A 16,836-nucleotide genomic window follows, 5' to 3' on the forward strand; every position below is an offset into this window, starting at 1 on the left:
CCGTGGGGGTCTCCCGGAATAGCCGGACGATCATGTCCGGCGGACCGCGGCACTCAGGCCCGGCGCACCTCGTTACCATGCGTGGACGCAATGAGCGACAGCGACCTGACGGCAACAGACGACGAGGGACGGACGAGCGCGTGGCCGAGGCGGCAGACTTCCGGAGGACGACCCCTTCGCCCTCCCGCCGGTGGCTGCGCCGCGCGGCTCTCCCCCTGGCCGCCGCCCCCTTGATCGCCGGGCTGCTGGGGCCGCTGGCGGCCTCCGCCGCGGCCGCTCCGGCGGCCTCGGAAGCCTCCACCGTCGATGTGACTCTCACCACACTCACTCCGGTCGTGCCGGAGGCGGACGGGACTCTGAAGGTCTCCGGCACGGTGGTGAACAAGGGCAAGCGGCGGATCACCGAGCCGGAGGTCGACCTCCGGGTGGGCCAGCGGCTGACCAGCCGGACCGCCATCGACCGGGTCGCCAAGCGGGGCGGTTACGAGCCCGGCGCCGACGGCCGGTCCCTGGGCGACGAGTTCACCGTCAAGCTGCCGTCGCTGGCCCCGGGCATCAGCCGGGACTTCACGCTCTCCGTCCCGGTGGAGGAGCTGGATCTGGGCGACGGCGGGGTCTATCAGCTGGGGGTCAGCCTCTCCGGCCGCGAGGGCGGCTCCTACGAGCAGGTGCTGGGCATCGAGCGGACCTTTCTGCCCTGGCAGCCCGAGGCGCTGGGGACCAAGACCCGGCTCACCTATCTCTGGCCGCTGGTCTCCTCCACTCATCTGACCTCCGAGATCGGCTCGGACGAGCAGCGGACCCCCGTCTTCGAGGACGAGTCGCTGGCCAAGGAGATCGCCCCCGGGGGCCGGCTCGGGCAGATGGTCTCGCTGGGCCGGGAGCTGCCGGTCACCTGGGTGATCGACCCCGATCTGCTGGCCACCGTGGACGCCATGACCGGTAACTACCGGGTCAAGAGCGATCTGCCGGGCAAGGGGGGCGAGCGGACCGTACCGGGCCGGAACCAGGCGGTGGCCCAGCAGTGGCTCGGCGCCCTCCAGACCGCCGTACAGGACCGCAAGGTCGTCGCCCTGCCGTACGCCGACCCCGATCTGGCGTCCCTGGCGCACCGCGGCACCCAGGTCTCCGGCACGCTGGGCCGGCTCCAGCCCGCCACCGAGGTCGCGGGGCGGACCGTGGAGACGATCCTGCACGTCAAGCCGTCCCTCGACTTCGCCTGGCCGGTCGAGGGGGCGATCGACTCCTCGATCGTGAACGTCGCCACCTCGGCCGGCGCCGACCATGTGATCACCTGCGGCGACAGCCTCCGCGACGATCTGCCGTACACGGTCTCGGCCCCCCGCCCGATCGGCGGCGGTACGACGGCGGTAGTGGCCGACGCCCGGCTGTCGAAGGCGTTCGAGGGCGACCTGGTGCACGCGGGCCGGTCGACCCTGGCCGTCCAGCGGTTCCTCGCCCAGACCCTGGTGGTGGCCCTCCAGGACGCCCCCGGACCGCGGAATGTCGTGGTCGCCCCCCAGCGGATGCCGTCGGCGTCCCAGGCCCAGGCCATGGCCAGGGCCCTCCAGGGGCTGTCGGGGGAGCGCTGGACCCAGCCGGTGGATCTGATCGCCGCGGCGGAGGCCGAGCCGGACAGCGGGGCGAACCGCCGGGTGCCGTCCGGCTCCCAGTACCCCGACCGGCTCCGCGGACGCGAGCTGCCCGTATCGGCCTTCCGGGAGATCCGTGCCACCCAGGACACGTTGAAGGACTTCACCGGCATCCTCACCTCCCCGGAGCGGGTGGAGCCGCCGTTCTCCCGGGCCGTCGACCGGGAGATGTCCACCTCCTGGCGGGGCAACGCCCGGGCCGCCGAGGAGTACCGCGCCGGGGTCCGGCAGAACCTGGGGCTGCTGGTCGGCGAGGTACAGCTGATCGACAAGTCGCAGATCACCCTCTCCGGCCGCAGCGCCACCATCCCGGTCACCGTCCAGAACCGGCTGGTGCAGAACGTCGACAACCTGGTGCTCCGGCTCAGCTCCGACAACGGCGCCCGGCTCAGCCTCGACGACAAGGGCGTCGCCGAGCGCCCGATCGAGATCAAGGGCGGCCACAGCCAGTCGGTGAAGTTCGACGCCAAGGCCAATGCCAACGGCCAGGTCCGGATGACGGCCCAGCTCTACACCGAGGACGGCACCGCGTACGGCCCCGCGATGCAGTTCACGGTCAAGGTCTCCGAAGCCACCCCCACGGTCCTGCTGGTCATCGCGGGCGGCGTACTGCTCCTGGTGCTCGCCGGGGTCCGGATGTACACCCAGCGCAAGCGCGCGGCGGCCCGCGACACCCCGGCCGACGGCACCGGCGGCGGTTCCGCCGGGGACGCCCCGGCGGGCGGAACCCCGCCGCCCGGGGACGGTACCGACGGCATCGACCCCGGGCAGCCGAGTGACCCGACACCGGACACCGGCCGGGAAAGCGGCGACCGGTCGGGCGCGGGTGAGAAAGTGGACCGTTGAGCGATGTCGTGGCCACCGGCCGGGGACGATGAGGTGGGGTTGCAATGAACGCGCCGTACGACGGTGACCGCGGTCAGGGCGCCGGGATGGATCCGGCGGGCCAGCCGCCACCGCCGCAGCCCCCGTACGCCTACGACCCGGCCCAGCACCCGTACGGCTACGACCCCGCCTACCAGCAGCAGCCGGAGCCGTACCCGTACGACCCCGCGCAGCAGCAGCCCTACGACCCGGCGGCCCAGCAGTACGGCGCCTACGACGCGACCCAGCAGGTCTCCTACCACCAGGCCCAGCAGGATCCGTATCTGCGCGACGCCTACGCCCCGGACCCCTACCGGTCCCAGGACCTCTCGGCCCAGGACCCGGTGGCCGAGGCGCTCTACGACCGGGCCTCCCACCCGCCGCCGCCCCCCGGCACCTACCCCGACCAGCAGCCGCTCTACCAGCAGCCCCCGACCCCGCAGCACGCCCCCGACCCCCGGGTCTGGGCGCACACCCCGCCGCCGGAGCCCGAGGGCCCCTCCCGTCATCTGCCGTACGGCGACGACGCCCGGACCACCCAGTACACCGGGGTCGACGACCTGGTCACCAACGCGGCCGACGAACGGCCCCAGCAGGACGCCTTCGCCCATCTCTTCCGCGACCAGCAGGGGGGCGGCGGCCGGAGCGTGCCCGCGCCCGCGCCGGAGCCGCTGCCCGCCCCCGCCGAGCCCAAGCGCTCCGGCGGCCGGGTGTCCAGCCTGGCGAAGTCGAGCGCCGTGATGGCGGCGGGCACGATCGTCTCCCGGCTCACCGGCTTCCTGCGCAATCTGGTGATGGCCGGGGCGATCGGTGTCGGCGTCCTCAGCGACACCTACCAGGTCGCCAACGTCCTGCCGACGATGATCTACGTCCTGGTCGGCGGCGGCGCGCTGAACGCGGTCTTCATCCCCCAGCTGGTCCGGGCCATGAAGAACGACGAGGACGGCGGCGAGGCGTACGCCAACCGGCTGCTCACCCTCGTGGTGGTACTGCTGACCGGCGTCACCGTGCTCTGTGTGGTGGCCGCGCCGATGCTCGTCACCATGATGTCGCCGACGATCGCCTCCGACCCGCAGAAGAAGGAGGTGGCCGTCGCCTTCGCCCGCTACTGCATCCCCACCATCTTCTTCATGGGTCTCCATGTGGTGCTCGGGCAGATCCTCAACGCGCGGGGCCGGTTCGGCGCGATGATGTGGACCCCGGTCCTCAACAACGTCGTCATCATCGCCTCGTTCGGCGCCTTCATCTGGGCCTTCGGCAGCTTCACCGACTCCGGGGTCAACACCACCACGATCACCCCCGAGGGCATCCGGCTGCTGGGCCTGGGCACCATGCTCGGCCTGGTCGTCCAGGCCCTGGCGATGCTGCCCTATCTGCGGGACGCCGGCTTCCGGATGAGGCTGCGGTTCGACTGGCGCGGCCACGGTCTCGGCAAGGCGGCCAAGCTGGCGAAGTGGACGCTCTTCTTCGTCCTCGCCAACCAGCTCGGCATGATCGTCGTCACCCAGCTCGCGACCTCCGCCGGAGCCACCGCCGAGAAACACGGCTTCACCGGTACCGGTATCACCGCCTACAACTTCGCCCTGCTGCTCTGGCAGCTTCCGCAGGCCATCATCACCGTCTCGGTGATGACCGCCGTCCTGCCCAGGATCTCCCGCTCGGCCCACGACGGCGACGCCGCCGCCGTCCGGGACGACATCTCCTACGGGCTGCGCACCTCGGCCGTCGCCATCGTCCCCTCGGCCTTCGCCTTCCTGGCCCTCGGTGTGCCGATGGCGGGCCTGATGTACGCCGGATCGGGTGCCGAGGGCGCCCGGAACATCGGTTTCACCCTGATGGCCTTCGGCCTCGGACTGATTCCCTACTCCGTGCAGTACGTCGTCCTCCGCGGCTTCTACGCCTACGAGGACACCCGGACGCCCTTCTACAACACCGTGATCGTCGCCGTGATCAACGCGAGCGCCGCCGGAATCAGCTTCCTCGTCCTGCCCGCGCGCTGGGCCGTCGTCGGGATGGCCGCCTCGTACGGCCTGGCGTACATGATCGGCGTGGGGGTCGCCTGGAGCAGGCTGCGCAAGCGGCTCGGCGGCGATCTGGACGGCGCCCATGTGATGCGGACCTACACCCGGCTGTGCATCGCGTCGCTGCCCGCCGCGGTCCTCGGCGGCGGTGCGGCCTTCGGCATCATCAAGCTCCTGGGCAGCGGCGCGAGCGGCTCACTGGCCGCCCTCGTCGGCGGCGGCGCGGTCCTCGGCGTGGTGTTCTTCCTGGCCGCCCGGCGGATGCGGATCGAGGAACTGAACTCGATCGTCGGCATGGTGCGGGGCCGGCTCGGGCGCTGACGCGCTACCCGCACAACCATCGCCGGGGGCCGTGTGTCGTGCATAGCAGCGGTCTGTGGGCACAATTGGCATGGCTGTTGGTGAGGCGCATCGGATGGGGAGGCAGGAACGACGGTGGCGGAACGTAGCACGGCTGCCGTCGACGTGGCCGACAACGGCGGGGACGAACCGCCGACCGCTCAGGCGGAGCAGGCCGCGGCCGACGGAGCTGCCGCATCCGAGGCGACGGCCGAGTTGCCCGTCGCCCCCGAGAACGAGGACGCCCGGGACGGCGACGCCCCGGCCGAGAAGGGGGCCGCGGCCCCCGCACCCGAGCTGCACAGCGGTCATAAACTCGCCAAGCGGTACCGCCTGGAGGAGTGCATCACCCGTCTGGACGGTTTCAGCAGCTGGCGTGCCGTGGACGAGAAGCTGCGCCGGGCGGTGGGGGTCCACGTCCTGCCCGCCGACCACTCCCGGGCCCGGTCCGTGCTGGCCGCCGCCCGCTCCGCGGCCCTGCTGGGGGACGCCCGGTTCGTGATGGTCCTCGACGCCGTCGAGGAGAACGACCTCGTCTACGTCGTCCACGAGTGGCTGCCGGACGCCACCGAGCTGACCACCCTGCTGGCCATGGGCCCGCTGGAGCCGCACGAGGCGTACCGGCTCGTCGACCAGCTCTCGCAGGCCATGGCGGCCGCCCATCGCGAGGGGCTCGCCCACCTCAAGCTCACCCCCTCCGCGATCCTGCGGACCTCCACCGGCCAGTACCGCGTCCGCGGGCTCGCCGTGAACGCCGCCCTGCGCGGAATCACCGCCGAACGCCCGCAGCGCACCGACACCGAGGCGATCGGCGCCCTGCTGTACGCCGCCCTCACCCAGCGCTGGCCGTACGAGAACGACGCTCACGGGCTCTCCGGGCTGCCCAAGGGCGTCGGGCTGCTGCCGCCGGACCAGGTACGGGCCGGGGTCCACCGGGGGCTCTCCGAGCTGTCCATGCGCGCCCTGGTCAACGACGGCGCCACCGCCTCCCGCCAGGAGCCGCCCTGCACCACCCCGGAGGAGCTGGCGAAGGCCGTGGCGGAGATGCCCCGGATCCGCCCTCCGGAGCCCGCCTTCGCCGCCCCGCCGGAGTATCAGCGCACCACCTATCAGCAGGGCAGCTACGGCCGCCCCGGCTCCGGACTGCCCGGAGCCCCGGCTCCCACCCGTCCGGTACCGGTGCCGCCGCCGCCGATGGAGAGCCGGGCGGGCAAGGCCCTGAAGTGGACCGCCGCCGCGCTGCTGATCGCCGCCCTGGGAGTGGGCAGCTGGCAGATCTCGGAGAAGCTGCTCGACCGGACCAAGGACTCCGGGCCCTCGCCCGAGGCCCCGCCCCGGGACGGGGACGAGAAGCCCGCCCCGCCCGCCGACCCGCTGGCCATCACCCATGTCGAGGAGTTCAAGCCCAACGGCTCCTCGATCCAGCGGAAGCAGGTCCCCAACACCGTCGACGGCGACCCGAACTCCGCCTGGATCACACCCGAGTACCGGAACTATCCGAACTTCGGCAATCTCCCCCAGCGGTCCCTGGGGAGCGGCATCATCGTCGACCTCGGTTCGGTACGGAACGTCTCCGGGGTCGATATCGACCTCTACCGCGGCGGCAACACCGTCTCGGTCTCCGCCGCCGCCGAGAACGCCGTCAATCCGACCGGCCTCTCGGAATTCGGCCGGCAGCTCGTCCCCGAGGGGACGAAGGGGGAGGAGCTGCGGACCACGTTCGAACCGGTCCGGGCCCGCTATGTACTGATCCGCCTCACGTCATTGCCGCCGGCTGAGCGGGCGGACCGCTTCCGGGGCGGAATCTCCGAGATCAAGATCCTGGGCAAGTGACCCGGTCGGCGGGGTACGCCCCGCCGGCCGACCGCACCGGGGGATTCCCCGGCTCCCTGCCTCCGTCCGGGGTAATCGTGATAGACAGACCGGGCCGGAGCTCAAGCGATCAGCCGCAGTACGGGACCGACCAGAGGGTGGAGGCCGTGACAACGGGGGCGTCCCACACAGCCAGCGACTCCGAACTCCTCGCCCGCCATGTCGAGGGCCATCCCGATGCCTTCGCCGAACTGGTCCGGCGCCACCGCGACCGGCTCTGGGCCGTCGCCCTGCGCACCCTGGGCGATCGCGAGGAGGCCGCCGACGCGGTCCAGGACGCCCTGGTCTCCGCCTTCCGGGCCGCCCACACCTTCCGCGGCCAGTCCGCCGTCACCACCTGGCTCCACCGCATCACGGTGAACGCCTGCCTGGACCGGGCCCGTAAGGCCGCCTCCCGGCGGACCGCGCCCGTCGAGGACACCACACGGCTGGAACAGCTGCTCGAACCGCATGAGTCCGCGGAGGCCCCGGCCGAGCGCCGGGATCTCAACCGGCAGCTGCTGGCCGCCCTGGCGAAGCTCCCGGTGGAGCAGCGGGCGGCCCTGGTCCTGGTGGATATGCAGGGCTACTCCGTCGCCGAGGCGGCCGAGGCGCTCGATGTGCCCCCGGGCACGGTCAAGAGCCGCTGCGCCCGGGGGAGAGCCCGGCTGCTGCCACTCGTCACCCATCTGCGCGGGTCTTCCGGGGATAGCGACGATTCCGGTGGGGGAAGGAACCGGACGCCGGGGACATCCGTCCCATCGGCAACGGACCAGAGGGACGCGGGACCGACCGATCCTGCTGCTGTGAAAGGCGGAGGTGGACGCACGTGACATCCACGGCCGACATGGTTCAGCATCCGGATGTCTCCGAGATCTCCGACCTCACCGAGGGCCTGCTTTCCCCGTCCGAGAGCGACCGGCTGCGGGAGCATCTGGCCGACTGCGAGCTCTGCCAGGACGTCCGGACGTCCCTGGAGGAGATCCGCGGTCTGCTGGGCGCCGTCCCGGGTACGCCCCGGATGCCCACCGATATCGCCGAGCGGATCGATGCCGCGCTGGCCGCCGAAGCGCTGCTGGCTGCCGGGCACCCCGAGACCGGCAACTCCGGCTCCGGCTCCATGGGTGTTTCACGTGAAACATCGACGGTGCCCGTTTCCGCCGCGACCGCCGACCCGGCGGCCGACCGGTCCACCGCGGCCGGTGGCGGACCGGTGACCAGGCCCCAGGGCCGCCCCCGTGGCGGTACCGGCCCCGGGCGGGCCACTCGCCTCCGCCGCCGTACCGTCGTCCTGGGGGCGGCCTTCGGTGTGTTCGCCACGGGGGTCGCGGTCCTCTCCTTCCAGCTGCTGACGTCCGAGAGCGGCGATCAGCCGGTCCGGACGCACTCCGCCACCACCCACTCCGCCGGCCCCGACGAGCTGTCCGAGGACACCCTGGAGCGGCGGGTCCGTGCGCTCCTCCAGGCCCGTCCCGTCCAGCGGGACGGCGGTACGGCCATGACGACCGAGGGCATGCCTGGTACGGCGCCCGCGGAGCCCGGCCCGGAGATGGGCGGCCCCGGCCCTTCGGTCCCCCCCTGTGTCCAGCAGGGCACCGGGCGTACCGTTCCGCCGATCGCGGCGGAACGGGGCAGCTACCAGGGCACCGACGCCTATCTGGTCGTCCTGCCCGCGGCCGTGGACATCGAGCGGGTCGAGGCGTTCGTCATCGACGCCGGTTGTACGACCGCCGCTTCCCCGGCCCCGGGGAAGGTACTGCTGACCGACTCCTACCCCCGTCGCTGAGGCTCCGAGCGCGCTGCGCGACCGTACGGGAATGCATCCCCCGTAGGATCCGTTGGGTGGGGTGAGAGCCATTGCCCCGACCCATCTGTCAGCAGGCAGCCTGCAGAGACGAGGAAGAGACTCGTGAGCGACGTCCGTAACGTCATCATCATCGGCTCCGGACCCGCCGGGTACACGGCGGCGCTCTACACCGCGCGGGCGTCACTGAATCCGCTGGTGTTCGAAGGAGCCGTGACGGCCGGGGGTGCGTTGATGAACACCACCGACGTCGAGAACTTCCCCGGTTTCCGCGACGGCATCATGGGGCCCGACCTCATGGACAATATGCGGGCCCAGGCCGAGCGCTTCGGTGCCGAACTGGTCCCGGACGATGTGGTCTCCGTCGACCTCACCGGTGAGATCAAGACCGTCACCGACACGGCGGGCACGGTCCACCGGGCCAAGGCCGTCATCGTCACCACCGGTTCCCAGCACCGCAAGCTCGGCCTGCCGAACGAGGACGCCCTCTCCGGGCGCGGAGTCTCCTGGTGCGCCACCTGCGACGGCTTCTTCTTCAAGGACCAGGACATCGCCGTGGTCGGCGGCGGTGACACCGCGATGGAGGAGGCGACCTTCCTCTCCCGGTTCGCCAAGTCGGTGACGATCGTCCACCGCCGGGACAGCCTGCGGGCGTCGAAGGCCATGCAGGACCGTGCCTTCGCCGACCCGAAGATCACCTTCGCCTGGGACAGTGAGGTCGCCGAGATCCACGGCGACCAGAAGCTCTCCGCCCTGACCCTGCGCAACACCAAGACGGGCGAGACGTCCCAGCTCCCGGTGACGGGGCTCTTCATCGCCGTGGGCCACGACCCGCGCACCGAGCTGTTCAAGGGCCAGCTCGAACTGGACGACGAGGGCTACCTCAAGGTCGAGGCGCCCTCTACCCGTACCAATGCGACCGGTGTCTTCGCCGCGGGCGATGTCGTCGACCACACCTACCGTCAGGCCATCACGGCCGCCGGTACCGGCTGCTCCGCGGCGCTGGACGCCGAGCGCTTCCTGGCCGCCCTGGCGGACGCCGAGCAGGCCACTCAGCCCGAGCAGACCGCCGCGGTCTGACCGGTCCCCTTCCTCTCCCTCTCACCCCGTAGCTGATCAAAGGAGGCCGCCGTGGCCGGCGCGCTGAAGAACGTAACCGATGACACCTTCGAGGACGAGGTCCTCAAGAGCGACAAGCCGGTACTGGTGGACTTCTGGGCGGCCTGGTGCGGCCCGTGCCGTCAGATCGCGCCGTCCCTGGAGGCCATCGCCGCCGAGCACGGTGACAAGATCGAGATCGTCAAGCTGAACATCGACGAGAACCCCGCCACCGCCGCCAAGTACGGCGTGATGTCGATCCCGACGCTGAACGTCTACCAGAACGGTGAGGTCGCCAAGACGATCGTCGGCGCCAAGCCGAAGACCGCCATCCTCCGCGACCTGGACCCCTTTATCGCCGAGTAGCACCCCGGCGCCCCAGCGCCGATGTTTCACGTGAAACATGACGAGGGCCCACCCCGATCCGGGGTGGGCCCTCAGTCGTCTTCTGTTGTCCTCTGTCGTCTTCGGCGTCAGAGCGGCCGGAGGACGGGCTCCTTCTGGACCGCGCCGAGCAGCCGGTCCAGCGCCTGCTCCACATCTTCTTTCCAGGAGAGCGTCGTTCGCAGCTCCAGCCGCAGCCGTGGATAGGACGGGTGCGGGCGGACCGTCTTGAACCCCACCGCGGTCAGATGGTCGGCCGGGAGGAGACAGGCGGGCTGCCGCCAGCGGGCGTCCCCGAATGCCTCAATGGCCTTGAAGCCCCGGCGGAGCGCATCCTTGGCGACGGTCTGAACCAGCACCCGGCCGAGCCCCTGCCCCTGAAATCCCGGAGCGATCCAGGAGGTCATCAGCTGGACGGCGTCCGCCGAGACCGGACTGGTGGGAAAGGCGAGGGAGCGGGGGACATACGCCGGGGGCGCGTAGAGCACAAAGCCCACCGCCACCTCGTCGACATAGACGATCCGGCCGCAGGATCCCCACTCCAGCAGAACGGCGGAGAGCCATGCCTCCTTCTCCGCACCCGGCCGGCCCGCCGTGACGGCGGCCTCCCCGCTGACCGGGTCCAGCTCCCAGAAGACACAGGACCGGCAGCGCTCGGGGAGGTCCGACAGATTGTCCAGGGTGAGGGGTACCAGCCGTCGCCCCATCCGAGCCGCTCCTCCCCGTCGTTCCCGGCCGCCCGGTGGCGGCCGGGCGGTGGGCCTCAGTCCCCGGCTTCCTCGGCGCTGCCACCCCCGGCGAGACCGCGCTCCAGGACCTGGCCCTCCCCGGGCGCCAGGGTGCCGAGAATGCGCTCCAGATCCTCCATCGAGGCGAACTCGACGACGATCTTGCCCTTCTTCTGCCCCAGGTCGACCTTGACCCGGGTCTCGAAGCGGTCGGAGAGCCGGGAGGCCAGATCGGTGAGGGCGGGGGAGACCAGGGCTCCCGCACGGGGCCCCTTCTTCCGGGTACTCCGCTCGGGTTCGGAGCCGAGGAGCGTCACGATCTCCTCCACCGAACGGACCGACAGCCCCTCCGCCACGATCCGGCGGGCGAGCTGGTCCTGCTCCTCGTGATCGTCCACCGAGAGCAGCGCCCGGGCGTGCCCGGCCGTCAGCACCCCGGCGGCGACCCGCTTCTGTACCGAGGGCGCCAGCCGCAGCAGACGCAGGGTGTTGGAGACCTGGGGCCGGGAGCGCCCGATCCGGTCGGCCAGCTGGTCATGGGTGCAGTTGAAGTCCCTGAGCAACTGGTCGTAGGCCGCCGCTTCCTCCAGCGGATTCAGCTGGGCCCGGTGGAGATTCTCCAACAGGGCGTCCAGCAGCAGCTTCTCGTCCTCGGTCTCCCGGACGATCGCGGGAATCCGCTCCAGACCGGCCTCACGGCAGGCCCGCCAGCGACGCTCGCCCATGACGAGTTCAAAGCGCTCGGGACCGAGCTGCCGGACCACCACGGGCTGCAGCAGACCGACCTCCTTGATGGAGGTGACCAGCTCGGCCAGGGCGTCCTCGTCGAAGATCTCCCGCGGCTGCTGGGGGTTGGGGGTGATCGCGTCCAGCAGCACCTCCGCGAAGTGCGCACCGGTGGGCGCGATCAACGCGGGCTCGGTATCCGGGTCCCCGGCTCCGATGGTGAGATCGGGAGCCACGGCGGCCGAGGGCAGCCGGGCCACCTTCGCCGCCGCGATACCGCGGTCGTCGGTCATGGTCGGAGCCGTACCGGCGGAACCGGGGGTCCCGCCGGAGAGCGCCGGCTTCTCCTGGGGAGCCGCAGGGATCAGGGCACCGAGTCCCCGCCCCAACCCTCTACGTCGCTCGCTCACTGAATCCCCTCCGAGATGTTCTGCCGGTTGTTCTGAGTGCCCTGATGGGCATGGTGCGGGTCGTACTGGAGACCGACTCCGCGCAGGGCGATCTCCCGCGCCGCCTCCAGATACGACAGGGCGCCACTGGAGCCCGGGTCGTAGGTCAGCACGGTCTGCCCGTAGCTGGGTGCCTCCGAGATCCGGACGGAGCGGGGGATGTTGGTCCGCAGAACCTCTTCACCGAAGTGGCTGCGGACCTCGTCGGCCACCTGGGAGGCCAGCCGGGTCCGGCCGTCGTACATGGTGAGCAGGATCGTCGAGACCCGCAGGGTCGGATTGAGGTGCCCACGGACCAGATCCACATTCCGCAGCAGCTGCCCGAGCCCTTCCAGCGCGTAGTACTCGCACTGAATGGGGATCAGCACCTCCGCACCGGCCACCAGCGCATTGACCGTCAGCAGACCGAGGGAGGGCGGGCAGTCGATGAGGATGTAGTCCAGTGGCTGCTCATATGCCTGGATCGCCCGCTGGAGTCGGCTCTCCCGCGCCACCAGCGACACCAGCTCGATCTCCGCACCGGCGAGATCGATGGTGGCGGGGGCGCAGAAGAGACCTTCGACGTCCGAGACCGGCTGGACCACATCGGAGAGCGGCTTGCTCTCCACCAGGACGTCGTAGATCGAGGGGACTTCGGCGTGATGGTCGATACCGAGCGCCGTGGAGGCATTGCCCTGGGGGTCGAGGTCGATCACCAGAACACGCGCACCGTGCAGTGCGAGGGAGGCGGCGAGATTGACCGTGGTGGTGGTCTTGCCTACGCCGCCCTTCTGGTTGGCGACCACCATGACGCGGGTCTGCTCCGGTCGTGGCAGACCTTCACCGGCCCGTCCCAGTGCCTGTACGGCGAGCTGGGCCGCTCGACCGATGGGGGTGTCGTCCATCGGGGCCGGTGTTTCACGTGAAACATCGTCTCCCGGCGACTCGGTACGGGGGCCGGGGACCGGATCGGTCATCGGTCCCGCGATGTTGGCGTCGGACCGCAAGGATTCACTCTCCTCGACTTCAGGCTCGCGATAGAGAGAGCCTGCCATGCTTTCGGGGTCATGAACCAGCGAGGCCCGTGCTTCTGTGGATGAATCCACCTCTGTGGACAACTTCGTAACCCCGGCGAGGGGTCTCCGGTTCCGAATCGGGGCGGCGGCACGCCCGCGGCTGATGATTCCGTGCAGCAGTGAGCGACGTTTCACGTGAAACACGATGCCCGGGGCCGCAGAGCGACACCCGGGCGACACTCCGGCATACGTACGTATGGGAGCCAGGGGGGTCAGCGACGGCGGCGCGAACGGCTGACCCGGGCCGCTTTGGCACGCTTGGCCGCGAACCGCACACCGCCGGGGCTCTCCCCGACCTCCACCCGCACCACGGTGGAGAGGGGGTCGACCAGCCCCTCTCCGACCTGGAGGACCGAGGTCTCCACCACACCCAGCTTGCTGAGGGCGGCCCGGGCCCCCCGAAGCTCTTCCTCGGCGGTATCGCCCTTGAGGGCCAGCATCTCCCCATAGGGGCGGAGCAGCGGCACACCCCAGCCCGCGAGCCGGTCCAGCGGCGCCACGGCACGGGCCGTCACCACATGGACCGGGGGCAGCGTGCCCATCATCTCCTCGGCCCGGCCGCGCACCACGGTCACATGGTCGAGGCCCAGCAGTTCGACGACCTCCTGGAGGAAATTGGTCCGCCGCAGCAGCGGCTCCAGCAGGGTGATCTTCAAATCGGGGCGGACCAGGGCCAGCGGGATACCCGGCAGTCCGGCACCGGAGCCGACATCACAGACGGTGACGCCCTCGGGCACCACCTCGGAGAGCACCGCGCAGTTCAGCAGATGGCGCTCCCAGAGCCTGGGCACCTCACGCGGACCGATCAGTCCCCGCTTCACCCCGGCATCGGCCAGCAGCTCGGCATAGCGCACGGCCTCGGGCAAGAAATCGCCGAAGACCGCTTGCGCCGCCTCGGGCGCCTGGGGAAGCTCCGCTGCCTCCGTCACGGGAACCGTCCTTCCGTACCGTACTGCCGCTTGATGGACCGTGGTGGCTGACTATCGCTGACTATCAGGCTGACAAAGTTCGGCCCCGCCTGCGCTACAGACGGGGCCGAGGGAACGAGCGGGGTCAGGCCGGGAGGACGACGACGAAGCGCTGCGGCTCCTCGCCCTCCGACTCGCTGCGCAATCCGGCCGCGGCGACCGCGTCATGGACGACCTTGCGCTCGAACGGGGTCATCGGCTTGAGCTTGACCGGCTCACCGCTGTTCTTCACCTCGTCGGCGGCCTTGGCCCCCAGCTCGGCGAGTTCGGTGCGCTTACGGGCCCGGAAGCCCGCGATGTCCAGCATCAGCCGACTGCGGTCACCGGTCTCCCGGTGCACGGCGAGCCGGGTCAGCTCCTGCAGAGCCTCCAGGACCTCGCCGTCCCGGCCGACCAGCTTCTGCAGATCACGGCCTGCCGTATCGCTGATGATCGAGACAGCGGCCCGGTCCGCCTCGACGTCCATATCGATATCGCCGTCGAGATCGGCGATGTCGAGCAGACCTTCGAGGTAGTCCGCGGCGATCTCACCCTCCTGCTCCAGGCGGGTCAGGGTGTCGCCTTCCTCGGCGGCGGCGGGGATGGTGCCTTCCGTCACGGATGGACTCCTTCTACTACTTCTTGGACGACGGGTGCTTGGGGCGCTGCGGGCCCTTGCGTCCGGACTTGGGCTGCTGACGACCCGAGTTGGCCCGGGGCTGCTTGGACTTGGCGGACTGGGTCGTGGCCTTCTTCTCCAGCGAGGGCTTCGACTCGTCGTTGTCGCCGGCGGCAGGCTCCTCCGGCTTGCTCCCGGTACCGGACTGCGGCCCGGACTGGCGCTTGGACTTGGTCTGCCGCTTCGGCTGCTGCCGCCGTCCGGCACCGGCCTCGGGCTCGGTCTCGAGGGTGTCGCTCTTCACGATGGTGCCGTCGGCCTGGGCGGCGTAGCCCGCCTTGGCGAGGCTCGTGACGAACTTCCGCTCGTTGTCATTGCGCTCGGGTCCCTTGGCCACGAGCACCTGGACGACCTTGCGCTGACGGCGGGAGCGGACCTCGCCGCGGTGGGTGGCGGACTTCAGCAGCCGGGTCAGGTACTGGTCCTGCGCCTTGCTGCCGGGCGTCGGGTTCTGGTTGATCACATACATCTGCTGACCCATGGTCCAGACGTTGGTGGTCAGCCAGTAGACGAGGACACCGACGGGGAAGTTGATGCCCATGACCGCGAAGATCACCGGGAAGATGTACATCAGCATCTTCTGCTGCTGCATGTACGGGGTCTTCACCGACAGGTCGACGTTCTTCTGCATCAGCTGGCGCTGGGTGTAGAACTGCGACGCCGACATCAGGATGATCATGATGGCGGTGACCACGCGGACGTCGGTCAGCGACGCGTCCAGGGCCGCGACCTTCTCCGGGCTGTCCGTGAACTTCGCCGCCAGCGGGGCACCGAAGATATGTGCCTGCCGGGCGCTGGCCAGCAGCGGCTCGTCGATATAGCCGACGACGTTACCGGAGGCGATCTTGGAGAGGACGTAGTACAGGGCGAAGAAGAACGGCGACTGGGCGAGGATGGGCAGACACGAGGAGAGCGGGTTGGTACCCGTCTCCTTGTACAGCTTCATCATCTCTTCCGACTGGCGCTGCCGGTCGTTCTTGTAGCGCTCCTGGATCGCCTTCATCTTCGGCTGGAGCGCCTGCATGTTCCGCATCGACTTGATCTGCTTCACGAAGAGCGGGATCAGACAGATACGGATCAGGACCACCAGCGACACGATGGACAGTCCCCAGGCCCAGCCCGTGTCGGGACCGAAGATCGCCCCGTAGAGCTTGTGGAACTGGACGATGATCCACGAGACAGGTGTGGTGATAAAACTGAAGAGACTGGCAATCGTGTCCACTAATCAGGCTCCTTGAGCATTGGGCGAGGTCTCTGCGGCCGGACTGCCGGGAGCGGAGTCCGCTCCCCGTGACGGCACAGAATCTGCGCCGCGCCCGCCCTCCGTGCCGACAACGGCGTCCTTGCCCCGCAGGGCGTTCCGCAGCATCTCGTGCCACCGGGGACGTTTACGCGGCGGCACATGATCCACTCCGCCCGGGGACCACGGATTGCACCGCAGAATCCGCCAGGCGGTGAGCACCGTGCCTTTCACCGCACCGTGCCGGTCGATGGCCGTGTACCCGTAGTGGGAACACGACGGGTAGTACCGGCAGACGGGCCCCAGCAGGGGGCTGATCGTCCACTGGTACAGCTTGATCAGAGCCAGCAGCGGGTACTTCATCGCGCGCCCCCTCCCAGCAGCCGCTCCAGGGCGGCGTCCAGGTCTCGGGCCAGCTGTGCGTGGTCGGCGTCGCCCGCTCCGGGCAGCGCCCGTACGACCACCAGGCTACCGGCGGGCAGCTCGGCGAGCCGGTCGCGTATCAGGTGCCGCAGTCGGCGCTTGACCTTGTTGCGCACAACCGCGCCACCCACGGCCTTGCTCACGACGAAACCCGCACACGTCGGGGGAGCGCTCTCCCCAGGCGCGTGCGGGTCCGGTGAACCGCTGCGTAGATGGACGACGAGGAGCGGGCGGCCGGCCCGGCGTCCTCGTCGTACCGCGGTCGCGAAGTCCTCGCGCCGCCTCAGCCGATTCTCGGTAGGCAGCACGTCATGACCTGTACGCGGTCAGGCGGACAGACGGGCGCGACCCTTGCTGCGGCGAGACGCGAGAATCGCGCGGCCGGCACGGGTGCGCATGCGCAGACGGAAACCGTGGGTCTTCGCCCGGCGACGGTTGTTCGGCTGGAAGGTGCGCTTGCTCACTCGGGGGCTCCAGAAAGAGATTCGTAGGTGGCGGGGCATCGCCTGGCTGTCACCGTGCGCCCACGAGTAGCTCGCGTTTCGCCCGAGTGCACCGCTTCACGACCACGGAAGG

Annotated in this window: 16 protein-coding genes; 7 read left to right on the forward strand and 9 right to left on the reverse strand. The window is 70.3% G+C overall.

The features are described 5' to 3' along the window. The first annotated feature begins 140 nt into the window (after positions 1–140). From ABZ714_RS19270 to trxA, 7 genes are all read left to right on the forward strand, one after another. A complete protein-coding gene (locus ABZ714_RS19270; RefSeq protein WP_358826459.1) occupies positions 141–2,498 on the forward strand; it encodes a DUF6049 family protein in 2,358 nt (785 codons plus the stop codon). Between the two features lie 44 nt (positions 2,499–2,542). After that, positions 2,543–4,858 carry a murein biosynthesis integral membrane protein MurJ gene (gene murJ, locus ABZ714_RS19275; RefSeq protein ID WP_358826460.1) on the forward strand — a complete coding sequence of 772 codons (2,316 nt, stop codon included), beginning with the start codon at positions 2,543–2,545 and terminating at the stop codon, positions 4,856–4,858. A 114-nt stretch (positions 4,859–4,972) separates the two neighbouring features. Further along, positions 4,973–6,709 (forward strand): protein kinase family protein, encoded by a 1,737-nt coding sequence (locus tag ABZ714_RS19280; RefSeq protein WP_358826461.1) that lies wholly within the window; start codon positions 4,973–4,975, stop codon positions 6,707–6,709. 146 nt (positions 6,710–6,855) lie between these two features. Further along, positions 6,856–7,560 carry an RNA polymerase sigma factor SigM gene (gene sigM / locus ABZ714_RS19285; RefSeq protein ID WP_358826462.1) on the forward strand — a complete coding sequence of 235 codons (705 nt, stop codon included), beginning with the start codon at positions 6,856–6,858 and terminating at the stop codon, positions 7,558–7,560. Then, entirely contained in the window at positions 7,557–8,513 is a 957-nt protein-coding gene (locus tag ABZ714_RS19290; RefSeq protein WP_358826463.1) for a zf-HC2 domain-containing protein, read from the forward strand. Before sigM ends, ABZ714_RS19290 begins: the two co-directional genes overlap by 4 nt. Positions 8,514–8,636: 123 nt before the next feature. Further along, entirely contained in the window at positions 8,637–9,611 is a 975-nt protein-coding gene (trxB, locus tag ABZ714_RS19295; RefSeq protein WP_358826464.1) for a thioredoxin-disulfide reductase, read from the forward strand. A gap of 51 nt (positions 9,612–9,662) precedes the next feature. Then, positions 9,663–9,995: a thioredoxin gene (trxA, locus tag ABZ714_RS19300; protein WP_358826465.1), complete on the forward strand. Its 333-nt coding sequence runs from the start codon at positions 9,663–9,665 to the stop codon at positions 9,993–9,995. Positions 9,996–10,102: 107 nt separating this feature from the next. Here the strand turns inward: trxA and ABZ714_RS19305 are convergent, their stop codons facing one another. From ABZ714_RS19305 to rpmH, 9 genes are all read right to left on the reverse strand, one after another. After that, positions 10,103–10,720, reverse strand: a complete 618-nt coding sequence (locus tag ABZ714_RS19305) for a GNAT family N-acetyltransferase (protein WP_358826466.1) — start codon at positions 10,718–10,720, stop codon at positions 10,103–10,105. 56 nt (positions 10,721–10,776) lie between these two features. Beyond that, the gene (locus tag ABZ714_RS19310) at positions 10,777–11,877 is read right to left on the reverse strand and encodes a ParB/RepB/Spo0J family partition protein (protein ID WP_358826467.1); all 1,101 of its coding nucleotides are present in this window, start codon (positions 11,875–11,877) and stop codon (positions 10,777–10,779) included. After that, positions 11,874–12,950, reverse strand: coding sequence for a ParA family protein (locus ABZ714_RS19315; RefSeq protein ID WP_358826468.1), 1,077 nt, complete (start codon positions 12,948–12,950; stop codon positions 11,874–11,876). Before ABZ714_RS19315 ends, ABZ714_RS19310 begins: the two co-directional genes overlap by 4 nt. Before the next feature lie 233 nt (positions 12,951–13,183). Then, positions 13,184–13,900, reverse strand: coding sequence for a 16S rRNA (guanine(527)-N(7))-methyltransferase RsmG (rsmG, locus tag ABZ714_RS19320; RefSeq protein ID WP_358826469.1), 717 nt, complete (start codon positions 13,898–13,900; stop codon positions 13,184–13,186). A gap of 124 nt (positions 13,901–14,024) precedes the next feature. Beyond that, positions 14,025–14,537: a R3H domain-containing nucleic acid-binding protein gene (locus tag ABZ714_RS19325; protein WP_358826470.1), complete on the reverse strand. Its 513-nt coding sequence runs from the start codon at positions 14,535–14,537 to the stop codon at positions 14,025–14,027. A 16-nt stretch (positions 14,538–14,553) separates the two neighbouring features. Further along, positions 14,554–15,819, reverse strand: coding sequence for a membrane protein insertase YidC (gene yidC / locus ABZ714_RS19330; protein ID WP_358826471.1), 1,266 nt, complete (start codon positions 15,817–15,819; stop codon positions 14,554–14,556). 3 nt (positions 15,820–15,822) lie between these two features. Beyond that, a complete protein-coding gene (yidD, locus tag ABZ714_RS19335; protein ID WP_358826472.1) occupies positions 15,823–16,200 on the reverse strand; it encodes a membrane protein insertion efficiency factor YidD in 378 nt (125 codons plus the stop codon). Next, a complete protein-coding gene (gene rnpA, locus ABZ714_RS19340; RefSeq protein WP_358826473.1) occupies positions 16,197–16,568 on the reverse strand; it encodes a ribonuclease P protein component in 372 nt (123 codons plus the stop codon). The genes yidD and rnpA overlap by 4 nt, the downstream gene beginning before the upstream one ends. Positions 16,569–16,586: 18 nt before the next feature. Then, entirely contained in the window at positions 16,587–16,724 is a 138-nt protein-coding gene (gene rpmH / locus ABZ714_RS19345; RefSeq protein ID WP_003956500.1) for a 50S ribosomal protein L34, read from the reverse strand. Between the last annotated feature and the right edge of the window lie 112 nt (positions 16,725–16,836).

Origin of the sequence: Streptomyces sp. NPDC006798, assembly GCF_040635975.1 — a bacterium.
Taxonomy (GTDB): domain Bacteria; phylum Actinomycetota; class Actinomycetes; order Streptomycetales; family Streptomycetaceae; genus Streptomyces.